This window comes from uncultured Subdoligranulum sp. (genome assembly GCF_937890665.1).
On the sequence record NZ_CALADU010000165.1, the window covers coordinates 1 to 17940 of the forward strand.

16 protein-coding genes and 1 tRNA gene are annotated in these 17940 nt (G+C 57.3%); 13 read left to right on the plus strand and 4 right to left on the minus strand.

Features of this window, described 5'->3' with window-relative positions:
* On the minus strand, positions 1–886 hold an 886-nt coding region (locus Q0526_RS09460), incomplete at its 3' end, for an MATE family efflux transporter (RefSeq protein WP_298732878.1).
* An 86-nt stretch (positions 887–972) separates the two neighbouring features.
* Here Q0526_RS09460 and Q0526_RS09465 point away from each other — a divergent pair.
* The 4 genes from Q0526_RS09465 (at position 973) to Q0526_RS09480 (ending at position 5587) form a co-directional block, all read left to right on the plus strand.
* A complete protein-coding gene (locus Q0526_RS09465) occupies positions 973–1884 on the plus strand; it encodes a leucine-rich repeat protein (protein WP_298732880.1) in 912 nt (303 codons plus the stop codon).
* An 11-nt stretch (positions 1885–1895) separates the two neighbouring features.
* Positions 1896–3215: a VWA-like domain-containing protein gene (locus tag Q0526_RS09470; RefSeq protein WP_298732882.1), complete on the plus strand. Its 1320-nt coding sequence runs from the start codon at positions 1896–1898 to the stop codon at positions 3213–3215.
* A 3-nt stretch (positions 3216–3218) separates the two neighbouring features.
* A complete protein-coding gene (locus Q0526_RS09475; RefSeq protein WP_298732884.1) occupies positions 3219–4757 on the plus strand; it encodes an ATP-binding protein in 1539 nt (512 codons plus the stop codon).
* A gap of 134 nt (positions 4758–4891) precedes the next feature.
* Positions 4892–5587 (plus strand): YoaK family protein, encoded by a 696-nt coding sequence (locus Q0526_RS09480; RefSeq protein WP_298732886.1) that lies wholly within the window; start codon positions 4892–4894, stop codon positions 5585–5587.
* A gap of 50 nt (positions 5588–5637) precedes the next feature.
* Here Q0526_RS09480 and Q0526_RS09485 read toward each other — a convergent pair whose 3' ends face one another.
* Together Q0526_RS09485 and prfB are read right to left on the minus strand one after the other, a co-directional pair.
* Positions 5638–7995 carry an HAD-IC family P-type ATPase gene (locus tag Q0526_RS09485; protein ID WP_298732888.1) on the minus strand — a complete coding sequence of 786 codons (2358 nt, stop codon included), beginning with the start codon at positions 7993–7995 and terminating at the stop codon, positions 5638–5640.
* 120 nt (positions 7996–8115) lie between these two features.
* The gene (prfB, locus tag Q0526_RS09490) at positions 8116–9237 is read right to left on the minus strand and encodes a peptide chain release factor 2 (protein WP_298732890.1); all 1122 of its coding nucleotides are present in this window, start codon (positions 9235–9237) and stop codon (positions 8116–8118) included.
* A 181-nt stretch (positions 9238–9418) separates the two neighbouring features.
* On the opposite strand from prfB, the gene Q0526_RS09495 reads away from it, so the two are divergent.
* From Q0526_RS09495 to Q0526_RS09520, 6 genes are all read left to right on the plus strand, one after another.
* Complete coding sequence (locus Q0526_RS09495) at positions 9419–10450, plus strand: RING finger protein (protein WP_298732892.1); 1032 nt, start codon at positions 9419–9421, stop codon at positions 10448–10450.
* Positions 10451–10522: 72 nt separating this feature from the next.
* Positions 10523–11452 (plus strand): sugar phosphate nucleotidyltransferase, encoded by a 930-nt coding sequence (locus Q0526_RS09500; protein ID WP_298732895.1) that lies wholly within the window; start codon positions 10523–10525, stop codon positions 11450–11452.
* 133 nt (positions 11453–11585) lie between these two features.
* Complete coding sequence (locus Q0526_RS09505) at positions 11586–12950, plus strand: SH3 domain-containing protein (RefSeq protein WP_298732897.1); 1365 nt, start codon at positions 11586–11588, stop codon at positions 12948–12950.
* 113 nt (positions 12951–13063) lie between these two features.
* On the plus strand, positions 13064–14647 hold the full coding sequence (locus tag Q0526_RS09510; RefSeq protein WP_298732899.1) for a UDP-glucose--hexose-1-phosphate uridylyltransferase: 1584 nt from the start codon (positions 13064–13066) through the stop codon (positions 14645–14647).
* Positions 14648–14820: 173 nt separating this feature from the next.
* Positions 14821–15270, plus strand: a complete 450-nt coding sequence (locus tag Q0526_RS09515; RefSeq protein WP_298732901.1) for a hypothetical protein — start codon at positions 14821–14823, stop codon at positions 15268–15270.
* Positions 15271–15312: 42 nt separating this feature from the next.
* Positions 15313–15801, plus strand: coding sequence for a hypothetical protein (locus Q0526_RS09520; protein WP_298732903.1), 489 nt, complete (start codon positions 15313–15315; stop codon positions 15799–15801).
* Between the two features lie 55 nt (positions 15802–15856).
* Here Q0526_RS09520 and Q0526_RS09525 read toward each other — a convergent pair.
* A tRNA-Ala gene (locus Q0526_RS09525) sits at positions 15857–15932 on the minus strand.
* Positions 15933–16114: 182 nt separating this feature from the next.
* On the opposite strand from Q0526_RS09525, the gene Q0526_RS09530 reads away from it, so the two are divergent.
* From Q0526_RS09530 to Q0526_RS09540, 3 genes are all read left to right on the plus strand, one after another.
* Positions 16115–16693 carry a TetR/AcrR family transcriptional regulator gene (locus Q0526_RS09530; RefSeq protein WP_298732906.1) on the plus strand — a complete coding sequence of 193 codons (579 nt, stop codon included), beginning with the start codon at positions 16115–16117 and terminating at the stop codon, positions 16691–16693.
* A 98-nt stretch (positions 16694–16791) separates the two neighbouring features.
* Entirely contained in the window at positions 16792–17466 is a 675-nt protein-coding gene (locus Q0526_RS09535) for a hypothetical protein (RefSeq protein ID WP_298732908.1), read from the plus strand.
* Between the two features lie 102 nt (positions 17467–17568).
* On the plus strand, positions 17569–17817 hold the full coding sequence (locus tag Q0526_RS09540) for a hypothetical protein (RefSeq protein WP_298732910.1): 249 nt from the start codon (positions 17569–17571) through the stop codon (positions 17815–17817).
* Positions 17818–17940: the final 123 nt, after the last annotated feature.

The window sequence follows — 17940 nt, forward strand, 5'->3', positions numbered from 1 at the left end:
TGCCCAACGAGTTGACGGTCATCCAGAAGACGAAGTCGATCTTGCCGTAGACGCCCCACGCTGCGATGGTGCTGGTACCGAATCCGTTCATGCAACTCTGGATCACCATGTTACTGACATTGTACAGTGCGCTCTGGGCCGCCGCCGGGATGCCGATACGGCAGATGGCCATCAGAATGGGCCGTTCCATCCGCAGCTTGGCGGCGGACAGATGCCAAGGCATTCCCTGCGACCCGGCCAGACACCGCAAAGTCAGCACCGCGCTGGCAATTTGGCTGAGCACCGTGGCCAGTGCCGCACCGGCCACGCCCCAATGGAAGATCGCAATAAAGACAATATCCAGTACAATGTTGACAAGGGAAGCGACAATCAAAAAGTAAAGGGGCCGCTTGGAATCCCCCGCTGCCCGCAGGATATTGGTGCCCATATTGTAAAGAATCTGGGGGATCATACCCAAAAAATAAAGGCGCAGATAGAGCGCCGCATCTCCCAGAATCTCCGCCGGGGTGCCCATCAGCCGCAGCACCGGCTCTGCCGAAAGCAGGCCCACCACTGTGAGCATCGCACCGATCACTACGCTAAATACCAACGCCGTGTGGATTTGACGGTCCACGGCCTCCAGATCCTTTGCACCATAACTTTGGGCGACTACTACGCCCGCACCGCTGCAAAGCCCTACAAACAATCCTACCAAAAGGTTGACAAAGGCGCCGGTGGCACCCACAGCGGCCAGCGCGTTGGTGCCCACAAAGTTACCGACGATCAGGGTATCGGCGGTATTGTACAACTGCTGGAACAGGGTGCCGAACCAAATCGGCAAAAAGAAGGCCAGCAACTGACGGGGAATGCTGCCGGTCAAGATATCTGTTTGTTTGACAGTACGCATGATGAAAGCTGTTTTTCTCCTCTTTTGTATTCCTTGCGCACCTATTTTATGCTATAATGGCGATAATGTAAAGAGGGGGAAACGATATGGCAGTCTTTTGGCAGCCCTGTGGGGAGGGTGCCCGTATTTTGCGCGTTTTAGGGGATTCCCCCTGCCCCATCCTGCCTGAACAGATCGAGGGCAGACCGGTGACCGAACTCGGTCCCTACTGCTTTGCTACCCGAGAGATAGACGGCGGTACCCTTTGGCCGCAGGACAGTGCCGACACCCATGAAGTGACCGGCGATTTCGTGGAGGAGGTTCGCCTGCCCGATGCGTTGCGGGTACTGCACAGCGCCGTGTTTTACAACTGTCACCGGCTGCGCCGGGTGGAAGCAGGCCCCCATTTGGAGAGTTTGGGCAGCGACCTATTCACCAACTGCCGGGCACTGCACACCTTTGCACTGCGAGCCGCCCCGGACGCCAACACCGGGTTGAAAAAACTATTGGGTGCCGTGAGCGCTGACATCGGTGTGGAATTTCTGGGAGCACCGGGGGCACAGCTTTTCTACCCGGAATATGCAGAGTTGCTGGACGAAAATACCCCGGCCCACATCTTTAACCACAGCATCGAGGGCGAAGGCTACCGCATGCGCCAGTGTTTTGCCGGCGGAGCAGTAGATTACACCGCTTACGATGCCACCTTTGGGCAGGCCTGTGTGGGGGAAAGCGAAGAGACCCTTTGCCGCATGGCGTTGGGGCGGCTGCTGCCCCCCTTTGCACTGAGCGACAGCGCCCGGGCCGACTATGAATGGTACTTGACCGGCCACGCCGAAGCTGCGTTCACACTGGCCATTGCGCAGCGGAACGAGGCAGCGCTGCGGTTGTTGGCCGGGCTTTCCCTACCGGTGCAGAATGCTGCCGCCCAATGTGCCCGCGCCGGCTGGAGTGCCGGTGCCACCATTTTGCTGGCACGACCCAAACGGGCTGCCAAGCAGTACGATTTTGACGATCTATGACGGAGGGCTTTATGCCGCATACCCAAACCCAAACTGAATGGGAAGAGACGATGGCGCGCCGCGTTATGGAACAGATTCGCAGCGAGCTGTATCTGGACCAGCGGTATCTCAACGCTGCGCTGGGTGCGCTGCCCCCCGCCCCGCTGCGCAGCACCCAAACAGCACTGGCCACCGACGGTGCGCAGTTGTACTACCCGCCGGTATGGGTGCTGGACATCTACCGCAAAAATCGCCACTATCTGCCCCGGGCTTATCTGCACAGCCTGCTGCACTGCATTCTGCGCCATCTTTGGCTGCGGGACCGACGAGATCCCGACCGGTGGGGCTTGGCCTGTGACATCGCGGTGGAACACCTGCTGGATTCCCTGAACACCCCCGCCACCACCCGTCCGGTGGGGTGGGTACGGCAGCAAACCTATGCCCAACTGCAAACCAACTGCCGCTGGCTGGCTGCCGGTCCCATCTATCATGCCCTGACAGGGTTGGATGCCGCCACCTTACAAAAGTATCGCCGGGAGTTCTATTGCGATGACCACCGGCTGTGGCCTGCCGATCCGGACAGCCCCACCGCCCAGATGCGGGGCAAACAATGGGAACAGATGGGCCGCCAAACCGAGTTGAGCATGGAAGAATCCGGCCAGCAAGCCGGAGAAACGGACGGTACCCGGGCCTTACAGGCACAGGTGCAGGCAGGACGCAGCCGCCGCAGTTACAAAGATTTTCTGCGTCGGTTCGCCGTCTGGCGGGAAGAGCCCCATCTGGATCTGGATGAGTTTGATCTGGGATATTACACCTATGGACTGCGCACCTACGGCAAAATGCCGTTGATTGAACCGCTGGAAAGCCGGGAAAGCAAGAAGATCCGGGATTTTGTGATCGTGCTGGATACCAGTGAATCCACCGCCGGCGAGTTGGTCAAGAATTTTTTGCGGGAGACCTTTACTCTTCTAAAAAGTCAGGACAGCTTTTTCCGGCAGTGCCGGATCCTTGTGATGCAGGCCGACAACGCCGTGCGGGACGAGACTTGGCTCTACGATCTGGATGCACTGGATCGCTACACCGAATCGTTTACACTGGTGGGCGGCGGCGGTACCGATTTCCGCCCTGCTTTTGCCCGCATCGAAGAACTTCGCACCGAGGGTGCTTTGCGAGATATGCAGGGCGTGTTGTACTTTACCGACGGCAAAGGCACCTACCCAGCCAAGCGCCCGTCCTTTGATGTGGCGTTCCTGTTTTTGGAAAACGGAGAACCCCCACCCGATGTGCCCGCCTGGGCCATGCGGCTGATCTTGCAGCCCGAGGAGTTTGTATCCCAACCGAAAGGAAGATAACCGATGGATATCCAACGTGCCAAAGAGGAGATCCGACATACTGTACAGGCCTATCTGGCCTGCGATGACACCGGCTGCCCGCTGATTCCGCCGGTGCGCCAGCGGCCCATCCTGCTGATGGGTCCTCCGGGCGTGGGCAAAACCCAGATCATGGAGCAGATCGCGCAGGAGTGTGACATCGCACTGGTGGCCTACACCATCACCCACCACACCCGTCAAAGTGCCGTGGGCCTGCCCTTTATCCGGGAACGCAACTTTGCCGGCAAGACCCGCAGCGTGACCGAATATACGATGAGCGAGATCATCGCCAGTGTGTATGCTGCCATGGAACGCACCGGCAAGAAAAACGGCATCCTTTTTATCGACGAGATCAACTGCGTCAGTGAAACGCTAGCCCCCACTATGCTGCAATTTTTGCAGTGCAAAACCTTCGGCAATCAGGCCGTGCCCAACGGTTGGGTGATCGTAGCCGCAGGCAACCCGCCGGAATACAACAAGAGCGTACGGGATTTCGATTTGGTGACACTGGACCGGGTACGCCGCATCGACATCAAGCCCAAACTCAGCGTATGGCAGACCTACGCCCGGGCCCATCGCCTTTACCCTGCCGTGATGGCGTATCTGGAGCTGCGGCCCCAGCATTTCTATAAGATCGAGAACGACGTGGACGGCCCTCAGTTCGTCACTGCCCGCGGTTGGGAGGATCTGTCCGCCTTTTTGCAGGCCGCCGATCAGCTAAACCTGTCGGTGGACGAAGGCGTGATTGGGCAGTACCTCCGTCATCCCGAAGTTGCCCGGGACTTTGCCGCCTACTGGGTGCTCTACCGCAAATACCATCAGGACTACGGCGTGGAGGATATCTTGCAGAGCAAGCCGTTCGACGCTGTTTTGGAGCGCGCCCTGCAAGCCAGTTTCGACGAGCGGATCAGTCTGGTCAGCCTGCTGTTGGCAGGGCTGAACACCCGCTTTGCCGCCGCCCGCCGGGCAGACGCCGTGACCGATGCCTGCTACCAGCAGCTGCGCAGCCTAAAGCGCGCGCTGAATCAGGCCAAGGAGGACGATACCCCCGCCGCGCTGTTTGCCGAGCAGCGCAAAGCCTACCGTGCCCGCATCGAAGAGGGCAAAACCGCCGGCACCTTACTGTCTGCCGAAATTGCCACCCGCACCCGCGCCGCTGCGTTGCTGGACCGCTGGGCCGAACCTTTGGAAAGCTGTCTGGACGCCGACGATGCCTTCGACACGGTACGTTCCGCCTTCAACCAGCAGGTCCGCTGCCGGGAGGATGCCGTGGCTGCCGCCTCCGACGCGCTGGAATCTGCCTTTGATTTTATGGAACGTGCCTTCCCCGATGGACAGGAGATGGTCGTCTTTGTGAATGAGCTGACCCTTGGGCCGGATTCCGCCCCCTTCTTGGCGGACAACGAGTGTGAACGGTTTGAGCAATACAGCCAAAAACTGCTGCTGCATGCCGAGGAGGACGAGTTGTTGGCCGAATTGCAGCGGGATGACATCCGCGCCGAGGAACACAGCACAGACTTTTGATCTAAACCGCCTGATGCACGGGGCATCAGGCGGTTTTTGCTGCTCTTTACAGGGAGATACCAGAAGAGTATAATGGGCCACGGACTGGCTGCGACACGGGGCCGCAGCCTTTGTGCATGAGAGGGGTTTTTGTTATGGCACAACCAATTTCGCAACCGTCCCGGCAGATGTCCGAGGCCTTTCGTACCGTCCTATTCCTATCGCTTTCCGGTGGCTTACAGGATGCCTACACCTATCTGGGCCGGGGCGGCGTTTTTGCCAACGCCCAAACCGGCAACATCGTCTTTATGGGCCAGTCACTGTTTACCGGTGACTGGGCGCGCTTCCTGCACTATCTGGTGCCGGTGCTGGCCTTTGCGTTGGTGGTAGCCTCGGCAGAATTGATCCGTATTTTCTGTAAAGAGGGCCACCGCCTCCATTGGCGCCAACTGGTCCTGCTGGTGGAAATCGTATTGCTCTTTTTGGTGGGCTTTCTGCCGGAAGCCTTCAATCTGGGGGCCAATGCGCTGGTTTCCTTCGCCTGTGCCATGCAAGTACAGGCTTTCCGCAAAGTGCACGGCTATCCCTTTGCCAGCACGATGTGCATCGGCAATCTGCGCAGCGGGATGGATGCCCTTGTGACAGGCCTTCGCCTGCGGGATGGCAAGATTCTGCGCAAGGCAGGGCATTATTTTGCCGTAATCGTCCTGTTTGCCTTGGGGGCCGGTGTGGGTGCTCAATGTATGGCTCCGTTGGGGCTGCGCACCATCTGGATTTCCTGCGGGTTACTGTGCGTAAGCCTTTGCCTGATGTTCCGCAAAGAGACCAACCGCCCGTTGGAAACCTACTGACCCATTTACCCAAAAAGCCGCACAGAGGCAGACGCCTCTGTGCGGCTTTTTTAGACTGATTTCTTTTCTCGGAGCAAACGGCGTCCTGCCTCCCAGAGGCGATCCACCACACCGGTCACGGTATGCAGCACGGGCAGCACCAAGGCCGCCAACACCGCCAACACCAAGGTTGCCCCCAGATCCAGCGGGATCAGCTCCAACCATGGCGCAAACAGCACTGCGCCGCCCAGCCCCAGAATGGTGCAGCTTCCCCACAGTGCCCAGCGCACCGGCGTGAAGGGATGGCAGACCCCAAACAGAACGATTAGCCCCGTTTCCAATACCAACAATGTGCTGATGGTTCCCAAGGCATCTGCCGAAAGATCAAAGGCATAGGCAAAGCCCTGCGCACAAAAGACCAACAAAAAGTCCGTCAATCCGCCGGGCAGCGCGGCATGCAAAACGTTGTGCATAAATTTGCCGCGCACCAGCTCGTAGTTGGGTTCCAGTGCCAACACGAAGGAAGGCAGGCCGATGGTAACGGCGGAGATCAACGAGAGCTGCAGCGGCTGGAAGGGATAAGCCAGCGGCAAGCAGAGCGTCACCAAACTGAGCAGAAGCGAAAAGATGTTTTTTACAAGAAACAGCGATGCCGAGCGCTGGATGTTGTTGATGACCCGGCGTCCTTCGGCTACCACATTGGGCAATGCGGCAAAGTCTGAGTCCAGTAGGACCAACTGGGCCACCTGACTGGCAGCCTGCGCCCCCGAAGCCATGGCAATACCGCAGTCGGCATCTTTCAAAGCCAGTACGTCGTTGACACCGTCACCGGTCATTGCCACGGTATGCCCCTGCTTTTGCAGCGCATGTACCAGTTTTCGTTTTTGTTCCGGGGTGACCCGGCCGAACACCGTGCAATCTGCCGCTGCCTGCGCCAACGCCTGATCATCAGGCAGCGTCGCGGCGTCCACCCAACGCTGGGCCCCGGCAATCCCCGCCTGCGCCGCCACATGGCTGACCGCCTGCGGGTCATCCCCCGAAATCACCTTAATGGCCACGCCCTGTTCAGCAAAATAAGCAAAGGTCTTGGGGGCACTGGACCGGATCCGATTTTGCAGCGGCAGCAGTGCCAAAAAGGTCAGTCGTTCCGGGTCCAGCGTTTCGGGGGGATCGGGCAGCGATCCGTCATACCGGGCCAACAGCAGCACCCGTCGCCCCTGTGCCAACAGCGGGGTAAGCTGGCTGCGAAACTCGCCGCTGCGGGTACCGGCCACCACATTGGGGGCGCCCACCACATAGACGCCGTGTGTTCCAAAGGATTTGGCACTATACTTATACGCCGTATTAAAGGGGATCTGTCCCGTGACCGGCCAACCGCCGCTCCCCTGCCCAAAGCGCGCCTTCAGGGCACGGCCGGTGTCGTTGTCAGGCTCCTCCGCGCCATAATAGCTGTGCAGAATATCTTCCAGCGGCCCATCGGCCAGTGGGATCGGTGCATCTGCTTCCATAACGCTCTCGGTGATGGTCCCGGTTTTGTCCACACACAGCACATCTACCCGGGCCAAGGTTTCAATGCATTTCATATCCTGCGTCAGTACCCGGCGCCGGGCCAGCCGCAGCATACCGATGGCCAGCGCCACACTGGTAAGAAGGTAAAGGCCCTCGGGGATCATGCCGATGAGGGCCGCCACCATGCTCTCCACCGAGCTTCGCAGGTCCATGGCCATTACCCAGTGCTGTTTCCAGAACAGCGCCGCTCCCACCGGGATCAGTCCCAGACCAATGGCTTGGATCAGCCTATCCAGCGAGCGCATCATCTCACCTTTGGCCACCTTATGGCCATCGGCTTGTGCCGCGGCGGTCAGGCGGTTGGCATAGCTTTCCTCCCCCACCCGGGTCAGCCGTGCGGTGCAGTGCCCGGCCATCAGAAAGCTGCCGGAACGCAGCTCTCCCCCCGGTGCTTTGGGTACGGCCCGGGCTTCACCGGTGATGAGAGATTCATTGACTTGCACGCTGCCTTCCAGAACCACTGCATCGGCTATGATCTGATCCCCGGCCCCAAAGGCCACCACATCATCCTGCACCAGATCTTCCGACAAGCAGGAAGTCCACGTCCCGTCCCGCAGGCAGCGCACCTTGCGGGCGGAAACCAGCGTTAGCTGGTCAATGGTTTTTTTGGCCCGCAGCTGCTGTACAACCCCGATGAGGGTATTCCAGAACACCACGCCCAGAAACCCCATGTTGAGCCACGATCCCACCGAGGCCAGCATACAGGCCAACACCACAAACACCAAATTGAAATAGCTGCACACGTTGTCCCGCACGATCTGCCCCACCGTTTTGGTGGGGGATTTCGGCGGTCGATTGGTCTTGCCTTGCTGTTGCCGCGCCGCCACTTCGGCAGATGACAACCCCGTGGGTTTGGACATACCGGGCACTCCTTTCTATATAGTGGTACAGTATACCAACCGATTGTGAACAAATAAAGCGCACTATAAAGCAAAACGGCACACAGCCTACACTATGTACCGTTTTTCCTTCTGTTACAATCAGACGTCCTGCAATTCCCCGCGAGAACTGGCCTTGAGGTAGGCGTAGATGAAACCGTCCAGATCGCCGTCCATGACAGCCTGTACGTTGCCGCTCTCGTAGTTGGTGCGGTGATCCTTGACCAACGTGTAGGGCATAAAAACATAGCTGCGAATCTGATGGCCCCAGGCGATCTCGTTCTGGACGCCCTTGATGTCGTCGATCTTGTCCTTATGCTGCTGCAGCGCGATCTGATAGAGCTTGGCCTTCATCATCTCCATGGCATACTCACGGTTCTGCAGCTGGCTGCGCTGGGTCTGGCAGCTCGTCACAATACCGGTGGGCTTATGGATCAAACGTACCGCCGAGGAAGTCTTGTTGATATGCTGGCCACCGGCACCGGAGGAGCGGTAAACCTGCATCTCGATATCCGCCGGGTTGATCTCGATCTGGATGTTTTCGTTTAGTTCCGGCATAACTTCCAAGCTGGCAAAGCTGGTCTGTCGACGGGCGTTGGCGTCAAAGGGACTGATGCGGACCAAACGATGCACGCCGTGCTCGCTCTTGAGCATTCCGTAGGCATTGGCACCTTTGATCATCATGGAAGCGGACTTGATGCCCGCCTCGTCGCCGTCCAGTACGTCCAGTACCTCCACGTTGTAACCGTGGGCTTCGGCCCAGCGGGTGTACATACGGTAGAGCATCTCGGCCCAGTCCTGTGCCTCGGTACCGCCAGTACCGGCATGGAAGGTCAAAATGGCGTTGTTGTGGTCATACTCGCCGTTGAGCATCGTCATCAACTGCAATTCGTCGATGGACTTTTCCACGGCTTCCACCGCCTGCTCTCCTTCGCTGGTCAGCGAAGGATCGTTTTCTTCCTCGATCATCTCCAGCAAGGTTTCCGCTTCCTCATACTGGGTGGAGAGCTTTCCGAACCGCTCCAGCTTATTCTTGACTTCGCCCATCTCGCTGATGACCCGCTGGCTCTTGGCCTGATCGTCATAGAAACCGGGCAGCGTCATCTGGTGCTCCAACTCGGCCAGACGCTTTTCGCTGGCTTCGATGGAAAGCGCGTCGCGCAAGTCGTCGACGGAGGTTTTCATCCCGCCGAGCTTTGCTTTCAATTCGTCAATGGTGATCATATCGTTACCCCTTGATTGGCATAAATTCACATAATAATAGTATAAACCATATCAGGACCGTTGTAAAGGGGTGCTATTCCTATAAAAAGGCGCCGGAATGCCCAAACTTCATAGAAAATTCTTTGCATTTACCCTCTTGATGCGGTATAATGGTTCTAAGTTATTGGGAGGACATAAACACATGGCTCGTTACACTGGAAATCACTGTCCTGTCTGTGAACAGGCTTTTACCGACGACGATGACATCGTCGTTTGCCCCGACTGCGGTACCCCGTATCATCGGGCTTGCTGGCAGAAAGTCGGCGTCTGCATGCATCAATCGGAGCATGCCGCCGGTTTTGAATGGAAACCGGAATTCGGTCCCGAAGCCGAAGCGGCCGCCCATGCGGCCATCTGCCCCAACTGCGGCACCTACAACGAACCGGGCGCAGCCCGCTGCAGCCACTGCGGTGTGCCGCTGCCCCGGCCGGAAGATGCCGAGCAGCAGGCCCCCCACGAGGAAGGCCCCATCTACGCCCGCACCCCCGGTGCCGGAGCCTACCGCCCCAACGCGGGCCAAAACCCGCAAGGCGCTGCCGGGCCTCGCATCGATGCCTATGGCGCCGGGGCTGATGGCGGGATCTACCGCCGGGAAGTTGGCCCGGAAGATGCCATCGATGGCATCAAGGCCAAACACTGGGCAATCTTTGTGGGACGTTCCCCGATGTATTATCTCATGCACTTCTTCCGCATAAGCGAAACAAAGCGTCGGGTTTCCTTCTCCTTCGCCGCCTTCTTCTTTGGTCCCGCCTATCTCTTGTACCGCAAAATGTGGAAGCTGGGCATCGTCACGGCCATTGTGTCGCTGCTGCTCTACATTCCCGGGCTGATGAGCGGTGTAGCCTACTACAACCCCAGCGTCTTCGGCAACATGCCGTTGGGCTGGATCCCCTATGCCACCACCGTCTGCGATATGATCAACTGGGGCATTCGGGTATTGCTGGGCCTGTTTGCGGTGTCGCTTTATGAAAAGCATGGCCGCGCACGGATCGAGGCGATCTGCGCCCAAACCCCTGAAGGGCCGGAGCGCACCGAGGCATTGGCCCGCAGCGGCGGCACCAATCTGCCCGCGGCCATCCTCTACTTCCTTTTGGTGGCTCTGCTGGAGATCGGTTTTATCTACTTGGCCGGTCCGGCGTTCCTCAACCTTGTGATGATCAACATGGGACTATAATGGCATGACTTTCATCCGGCTGTGTTACAGACCGGATCAGTATGGATAGATCGAAAACTTTGGAGGTTTCAAATGAAAACTGCACTGGTCATTATGGCTGCCGGCATCGGTTCCCGATTCGGCGGCGGCATCAAACAGCTGGCGGCAGTCGGCCCCAACGGCGAGATCATCATGGATTATTCCATCCACGATGCCATCGAGGCCGGGTTCGATAAAATTGTCTTTATCATCCGCCACGACATTGAGCAGGCCTTCAAGGAGGCCATCGGCGACCGCATCGAGGCAGTCTGCAAGGACTTGGGTGTGGAAATTGCCTACGCTTTCCAGTCCTTGGACAACGTTCCTGTCGGCTGCACGGTACCGGAAGGCCGCACCAAGCCCTGGGGCACCGGGCAGGCTGTTCTGGCTTGCAAAGGCATCTTGCAGGAGCCTTTTGCCGTCATCAACGCTGACGACTACTACGGCAAGGAGGCTTTTGTCCAGCTTCATGACTTCCTGCAAGGGTATGACCCTGCTGCCCCCGGCAAGCTGTGCATGGCCGGATTTGTGCTGAAAAACACCTTGAGTGACAACGGTGCCGTGACCCGCGGAATCTGCCAGATGAACGCCGACCACTACCTGACCGGCGTACTGGAGACCAGCGGCATCGAAAAGACGGCCGACGGTGCAGCCGCCGGCGGCAAGGCAATCGACATCGACAGTTTGGTTTCTATGAATATGTGGGGTCTGACCCCCGCCTTTGTCGATCTGTTGGAGGATGGTTTCGTAGAGTTCTTCCAGAAATCTGCCCCCGCCAACCCGCTCAAGGCTGAGTACCTGCTGCCCATCTACATTGATGAGCTGCTCCACGAGGACAAGGTCAGCGTCAAGGTATTGCCCACCCACGACAAGTGGTTCGGTGTCACCTACGCCGAGGACAAGCAGATCGTCATCGATAGTTTTGCCCAGTTGGTGGCAGACGGCGTCTACCGCAAAGACCTGTTCAGCGATCTGAAAAAATAAAGAATCCCAATCCCCCGTCGGCGCCCTGCCGACGGGGGATTTTTCATTGACAACAGTTCAACAACATGCGACAATAAAGAAAAGAACTCGTTGATATTTGACCTGTTTTTCCTATGGAAAAGGAGGTGCTCTGATGAAACGCCTTGGACTTCCGCTGCTGTGCTCCCTGCTGCTGTGTGCCTGTACGATGGCACCGTTGACAGAGTCCACCACACCGGAAACCGCCGAAGCCGCCCAGAACTCTGTCGTGGAGGAACCATCCCCTTCCGTCACAGCCGAAACCGCCCTCCCCGCCGGGCTGGAGGCCGTCGATCTGGCCGTGCTGCCCTATGATGACATCCAACTGGTCTATCACTTTTCCCTCTTCTCCGAACCGGTACAGGGCTATTTTACGATGTGTCAGGATGGGCAGTGGGGACTGATGCACAGCGACGGCACAGAGGTTCTTCCCTGTGTATTTGATGCCCCCATCGCCTTGTGCAGCGATCAAACACCCCGTTCCCCCGCCTGGATCGCCCAAAAAGATCCTGATGATAAGGCGCTTCGGGAACAGATGCAGCAAATCCTGACAGATGCAAACGAGGGGATCCTTTGCGATATGGCCCATTGCGGCCCGGGCTATGAAGATTTCTTCTGGCTGGAGAGTTCCCAGCAGCTTTGCGCCTATATTGGCAGCTTGGGTCCCAGTGAGCCCACCTATATTTCCCCCGGTATGCAGGAAGAGTACGGGCACATCTTTCCCACCCGGCCCGCCACCATATCGGTTCAAAATTGGGGCTACTCGCTAGAATATGACAGCAACGCGTCCTACCGTTACCGCACCGAGGACGGAACGCCGCTGAACAACTATGAATACCAACAGGTGGGATTTTTCCGGGACGGCGCCTTGCTGGCCCCCGCCCGCCGCGGCAGCAAATGGGTCTATCTGGACCGGCAGGGCACCGAAGTGACCGCCCCCTGCTATGATGCCGTTTACAGCGATTTCGGGGGATATCGGGGATGGGCTTCCCCGCTGCTGAGCGGCTACGCAGTGGTCAGCCGGGACGGCAAGCTGGGTTTATTGGACAGTGCCGGGTTGGAATTTTTGCCCTGCACCTACGACGGTCTTGTGTGGGACGGTACCGTAGGGTGGCTGCAGCAAGCCGACGGCTGGCATCCCTTTTCCATTCCCAGTGCTGCGGCGCCTTCCACCAGCCAAGTTTCCGGCACCCAGCCAGTGCAAAACGAACCGCCGCTTTTGCGCTATGTTCCCTTGACTATGGTCTATCCCGATGTTTTCTGGTCGGACAATGACTGCGACGACTATACCACCACCCCGGATGGCACTTTAAACGTGTGCGCCGGCCCCGGCACCGAATACGAAAAAATCGGCAGCCTATCGCCGGGTTCCGTGGTAAAAGAATTGGGTGCCAGCAGTACGGCACCGGGTTGGGTGTTGGTAGGCTATCAAAATTGGCCCACCGGCTGGGTCAGCACGGACTATTTACAACGCAGTTAGGTCTGTGCATGAAAACTGCAAAAGCATGACACGCAGCGCTATGGAAAACGGAGGATTTTTGCGGTATGGTTAGTACAACACAACCGAAAACACACCGCTACAGGAGGGCAATTATGGCAAACAAGGAATTTGACTGCACGGCATTGACCCCGGAACAGCGCGACGCCCGTCTGGCCTTGGACGTGGAACGCCTGCTGCGCTTCGGCCGCAAGCACAAGCTCATCAAGGATCTGGACATTCTGGTGGCCCGCAATACGCTGTTGGACCTGCTGGCGCTGAGCGCCCCCAGTGAGGCCAAGGCCCCCAAAGAGAACCCTGAGACCCCCGCCGCTTTGTTGGATGAAATGGTAGAGCTGGCCGCCCAGAAGGATCTGTTTGACGGCTCTGTTCCCCAATACCGCATCAACTTTGAGACCCGGCTGATGGGCGCTTTGATGCCCCGGGAAAGCGAAGTCTGCAAGAAGTTCAAAAAGCTCTATGAGCGCAAGGGCGCCAAGGCAGCTACCGATTGGTTCTACGATCTTTGCGTGGTGACCAACTACATCCGCACTGCCCAAATCGCCAAAAATATCCAGTGGACCTCTGACACGCCTTACGGTGATTTGGAGATCACCATCAACCTGACCAAGCCCGAAAAGGATCCTAAGACCATCGCCTTGGAGCGCCTGCAGCCCAAATCCGGTTATCCCGCCTGCATGCTCTGCAAAGAGAATATCGGCTATGCCGGCCGCATCAACTTCCCTGCCCGGCAAACCCATCGCATCGTGCCCATCACGCTGGCCGGGCAGCAGTTCTATCTGCAGTACAGCCCCTATGCCTACTTCCATGAGCATTGCATTATGCTCCATGAAACCCACAAGCCCATGGAGATGGACCGCCAGACACTGGCTGAAATCTTTGACTTTGTGTCCCAGTTCCCCCACTACACCTGCGGTTCCAACGCCGATTTGCCCATCGTGGGCGGCAGCATCCTGAGCCATAGCCACTTCCAAGGCGGACGGTATGTCTTCCCCATGCAAAAGGCATCTGTCGCCGTGCCGATGACCGATATCCGGTATCCCGGTGTCAAGGCCGGCATCCTGAATTGGCCGGTTTCTGCGGTACGTCTGGTGGGCCGCAGCAGCCAGCAGATGCAGATTGTGGCCAACAACATCCTCACCGCTTGGCGCAACTACAATGACGAAAGCGTGGGCATCCTGTCCCACACCGGCGACACGCCCCACAATACCGTCACACCGATCCTGCATTACGACGAGAAGGACGGCTACATTCTGGATCTGGCGTTGCGCAACAACCGCACCAGTGAGGAATACCCCGACGGTATCTTCCATCCCCACAAGGAATACCACAACATCAAGAAGGAAAACATCGGCTTGATCGAAGTCATGGGTCTGGCCATCCTGCCCGCCCGCCTGAAGGAACAGGGCGCCCAGATCGCCGAGATTCTGGCAGGGCAGCGCCCCAACACCAGCCGCGAGGAAGGCTCTCCGCTGGCGGTACACGCCGACTGGATCGACCAGCTCATCGCCAAATACGGCACCTCCATGGCGCCGCAGGACGCGAACAACGCCGTCAAGCAAGAGATCGGCACCGTATTCAGCCACGTGCTGGAAAACGCCGGTGTCTTTAAGCAGGATCAAGCCGGTCAGGCCGCTTTCCTGCGCTTTATGCAGAGCGTCGGCTTTAAGGCAATCTGAGAAACTGTTTATACGCCCCGGCAAGGAAGCTACCTCTCCCCTGCCGGGGACTTTTTGTACTATCCCTTGTAGTAAGCCGGAGGCAGTGGTATAGTATTTCTATAAAATACTGTACTTTACTGTACTTTGTTTCCTCGCCGAAGCGCGCTTTTTTCCCGGCAGGAGGTAGCCTTATGAAGATTCCTTACGGAAAAGCATCTCTGCTTTGTACGGCCTGCTTTTGGGGGATTCTCGCCCTTTCCGTCCTGTGGTATGGAGCGATTCCTTTTCCTTGGTTGGCAGTCGCCGTTCTGGGGTACTATCTGGCCGGTTTTCTGCTGGCGCTGCGGGCCATCAACGTCTTCAAGCGGGAATGGCTGCGTCTTTTTCCCGACCAGATCACCCGCTACGACGACGTGCGCTGGGGCAATGCCAAAGACAATTTTATGCCGGGAACGTTCCGGGTGCGGAAAGGACTGCGCCAGATGTGCGCGGAAATGCTGGCCAGCCCTGACCGGACCGAGGAAACGGAACAGATTGTATGGAACGCGCAGCACGCCACAAGAACCGTTGTATTGCATTTTATAGTTCTGATCGGGACGGTTCTTTTTTGCTTTTTCGCCGACGTGCCGATTCCCGGCTGATGCTCCCGAATCGTAAAATTTCACAGGGAAGGAGCCCCTACTATGGAGGACAAGACCTTGTATCCGGTAGAGTTATATCTGCCGAAACGCCACGGCATCGCCCTTTGGTACTCCGGCGAGCCGGACGGCCTGCTGGTTCAGGCAGATGGTAAGCTGCGGATTTTCGCGGACTGTACCGATGCGCTGGCCTTTGCTAAAGAACAGGGGTACACCCCTGCCGAATCTCTAACGGTGTATGCCTATCCGCCGCTGCAGGCCTTACAGCAAGGACAGGTCGATTGTCCGTCGCTCTTGCATTGGTGGAACCTGTTTTCTGACATTGCACAGTCGGTACATCAGCCTTTTTCGGGGGATGCCCGCGACGAAAAAACGCAAAATGTCTACAACAAATTGTTCTATGGCTGCAATCTCCCTGCAATGCGTCAGGGCGGCCCCCTTTATCATCCGGTTTGGTCCGACGAAGAGCGGATCCTGTTGCAAAAGATCCTACGGGACGGTCTTGCCTTGACAACAGCCTATCTGCCGGATTAACCAGATTTTGAAAAAGACAACAAAAAAGCTCCGAACCATTCCGGTTCGGAGTTTTTGGTGGAGATGAGGGGGATCGAACCCCTTACCTCCTGCATGCCATGCAGGCGCTCTCCCAGGTGAGCTACACCCCCATATTGTCCGCCGTCATCGCTGACAGCTTTATTAGTATACCAACAATTTGAAGAAATGTCAACTACTTTTTCAAAAAATATCCGCCTGTTTCTTTCGCGTTGAAGAGGGACTTTCTCCCCTCTGCCTTGACATTGTGCGGTTGCTGCTATATAATGAACATTGTTCATTATGAGGTGATTCTATGAAGCCAACGGCTACGTCCAAAGAAGAAATTCTATCTGTCTGCCGGGATTTGCTCCACCAGCAAGGCGGCACCGTCTTGAATGTGCGCGAAGTGGCAGCCGCCTGCGGTATCTCGGTGGGGACCGTGTACAACTACTTCGGTTCCAAGGCGGATCTTGTCAGTGCCGCGGTGGAAAGTGTCTGGTACGACATTTTCCGTTGCAGTGACGGTGGTGCCTCGTTCCAGACTACCCGGGACTGCGTGGAGTGGCTGTTTACACGGTTGTCCTATGGCAACACACAGTATCCCGGCTTTTTTACCCTGCACTCCCTCAGCTTTGTACAGGCCGACAAATCGCAAGGCAAGCAGCGCATGGAACAGGCATGGCAGCATATTCAGCAGATGCTCTGCGCGGTGCTGCGGCGAGATCCACAGATTCGCCCCCATGCATTTGACGAAACCTTTACGCCCGAACAGTTTGCGGATGTACTGTTTTCGTTGATGCTCGCGGCACAGTTGCGGGGAACCTTTGATCCCACCCCCGTGCTGCGCCTTGTGGAACGGACGCTGTACGCCTCTGCCACAGGTTCGGCTTGAAATGCTCCCCTTTTCTTCGCTGCCTCCCCTGCCGGGGAGGTTTTGCCGCCCGCAAAATGAACACCGTTCAACTTTATGACAACAGAAAGGACCTTTTTATGCAAGCCATTATGGAAACTGCCTTCGATGCAGTCTATCTGATCACTGTACTGACCTTAGGTTCCCGAATGATTCGAACCGTTTCTGCCCGTCCCGTCTTCCGCCTCTTCGGCTGGATGGCGGTGGTTCTGGGAGCCGGGGATGCCTTCCATCTGGTCCCCCGGGCGTGGGCGCTCTGCACCACCGGGTTGGAGAACTACACCGTCGCCTTGGGCCTTGGAAAAGCCATCACCTCGGTAACCATGACGATTTTTTACCTATTGCTGTACTACGTTTGGCGGCTGCGCTACCAAGTACAGGGCCGCCGCGGTCTGACTGCCACTGTGTATCTGTTGGTCGGGCTGCGGATCTTCCTTTGCCTTTTGCCCCAAAACCAATGGTTCAGCGCCTCGGCGCCGCTCTCTTGGGGTATCTACCGCAACATTCCCTTCGCACTGCTGGGGTTGTTGATCATCGTGTTGTTCTACCGCAGCGCCCACGGGCAGCAAGATCCCGCCTTCCGCTGGATGTGGCTGACCATTGTACTCAGCTTTGCCTTCTACATTCCTGTTGTCCTTTGGGCCGATACCATCCCCATGATCGGCATGCTGATGATCCCCAAAACCTGCGCTTATGTATGGACGGTGCTCATCGGCTACCGCGCCATGCGTCACGAAACGCAAAAATCCCTCTAACCATTCAAGCGGTCCTTTGGGCCGCTTTTTGTGTACCTTCCACGGGGTGCATTGACATTGCTGCTGCGGAACGATATGATGAATGTATCGAAAGGAGTTCCTATGCTACACATCACGACCGAGGAATTATCCCAAAATCTAGCCGCCTCGTTGCAGCAAGTTCTCCGCACGGGAGAACCGCTTCAGGTAGATACCCAAACCGGCTCGGTGATACTCCTTGCAGAGCAACAGTACCATGACTTACTGGCCACCTTGGAGGTAAACGCACAAGAGGGCATGCGGCAGAAGATTCTCGAGGGACGTGCCGCCCCTTTATGTGATTGCCTTTCCGAAGAACAGGTATCTTGGTGAAGCTTCGTCCTGCCGCGGCAGCACCGTCCCGTGCCTATTAGACCTGATCGTTTTATAAAAAGCTGAAAGGGCTGCCTTCCCCTAAAAGGCAGCCCTTTCAGTTTTTCTTTGTTTCACAAAAAA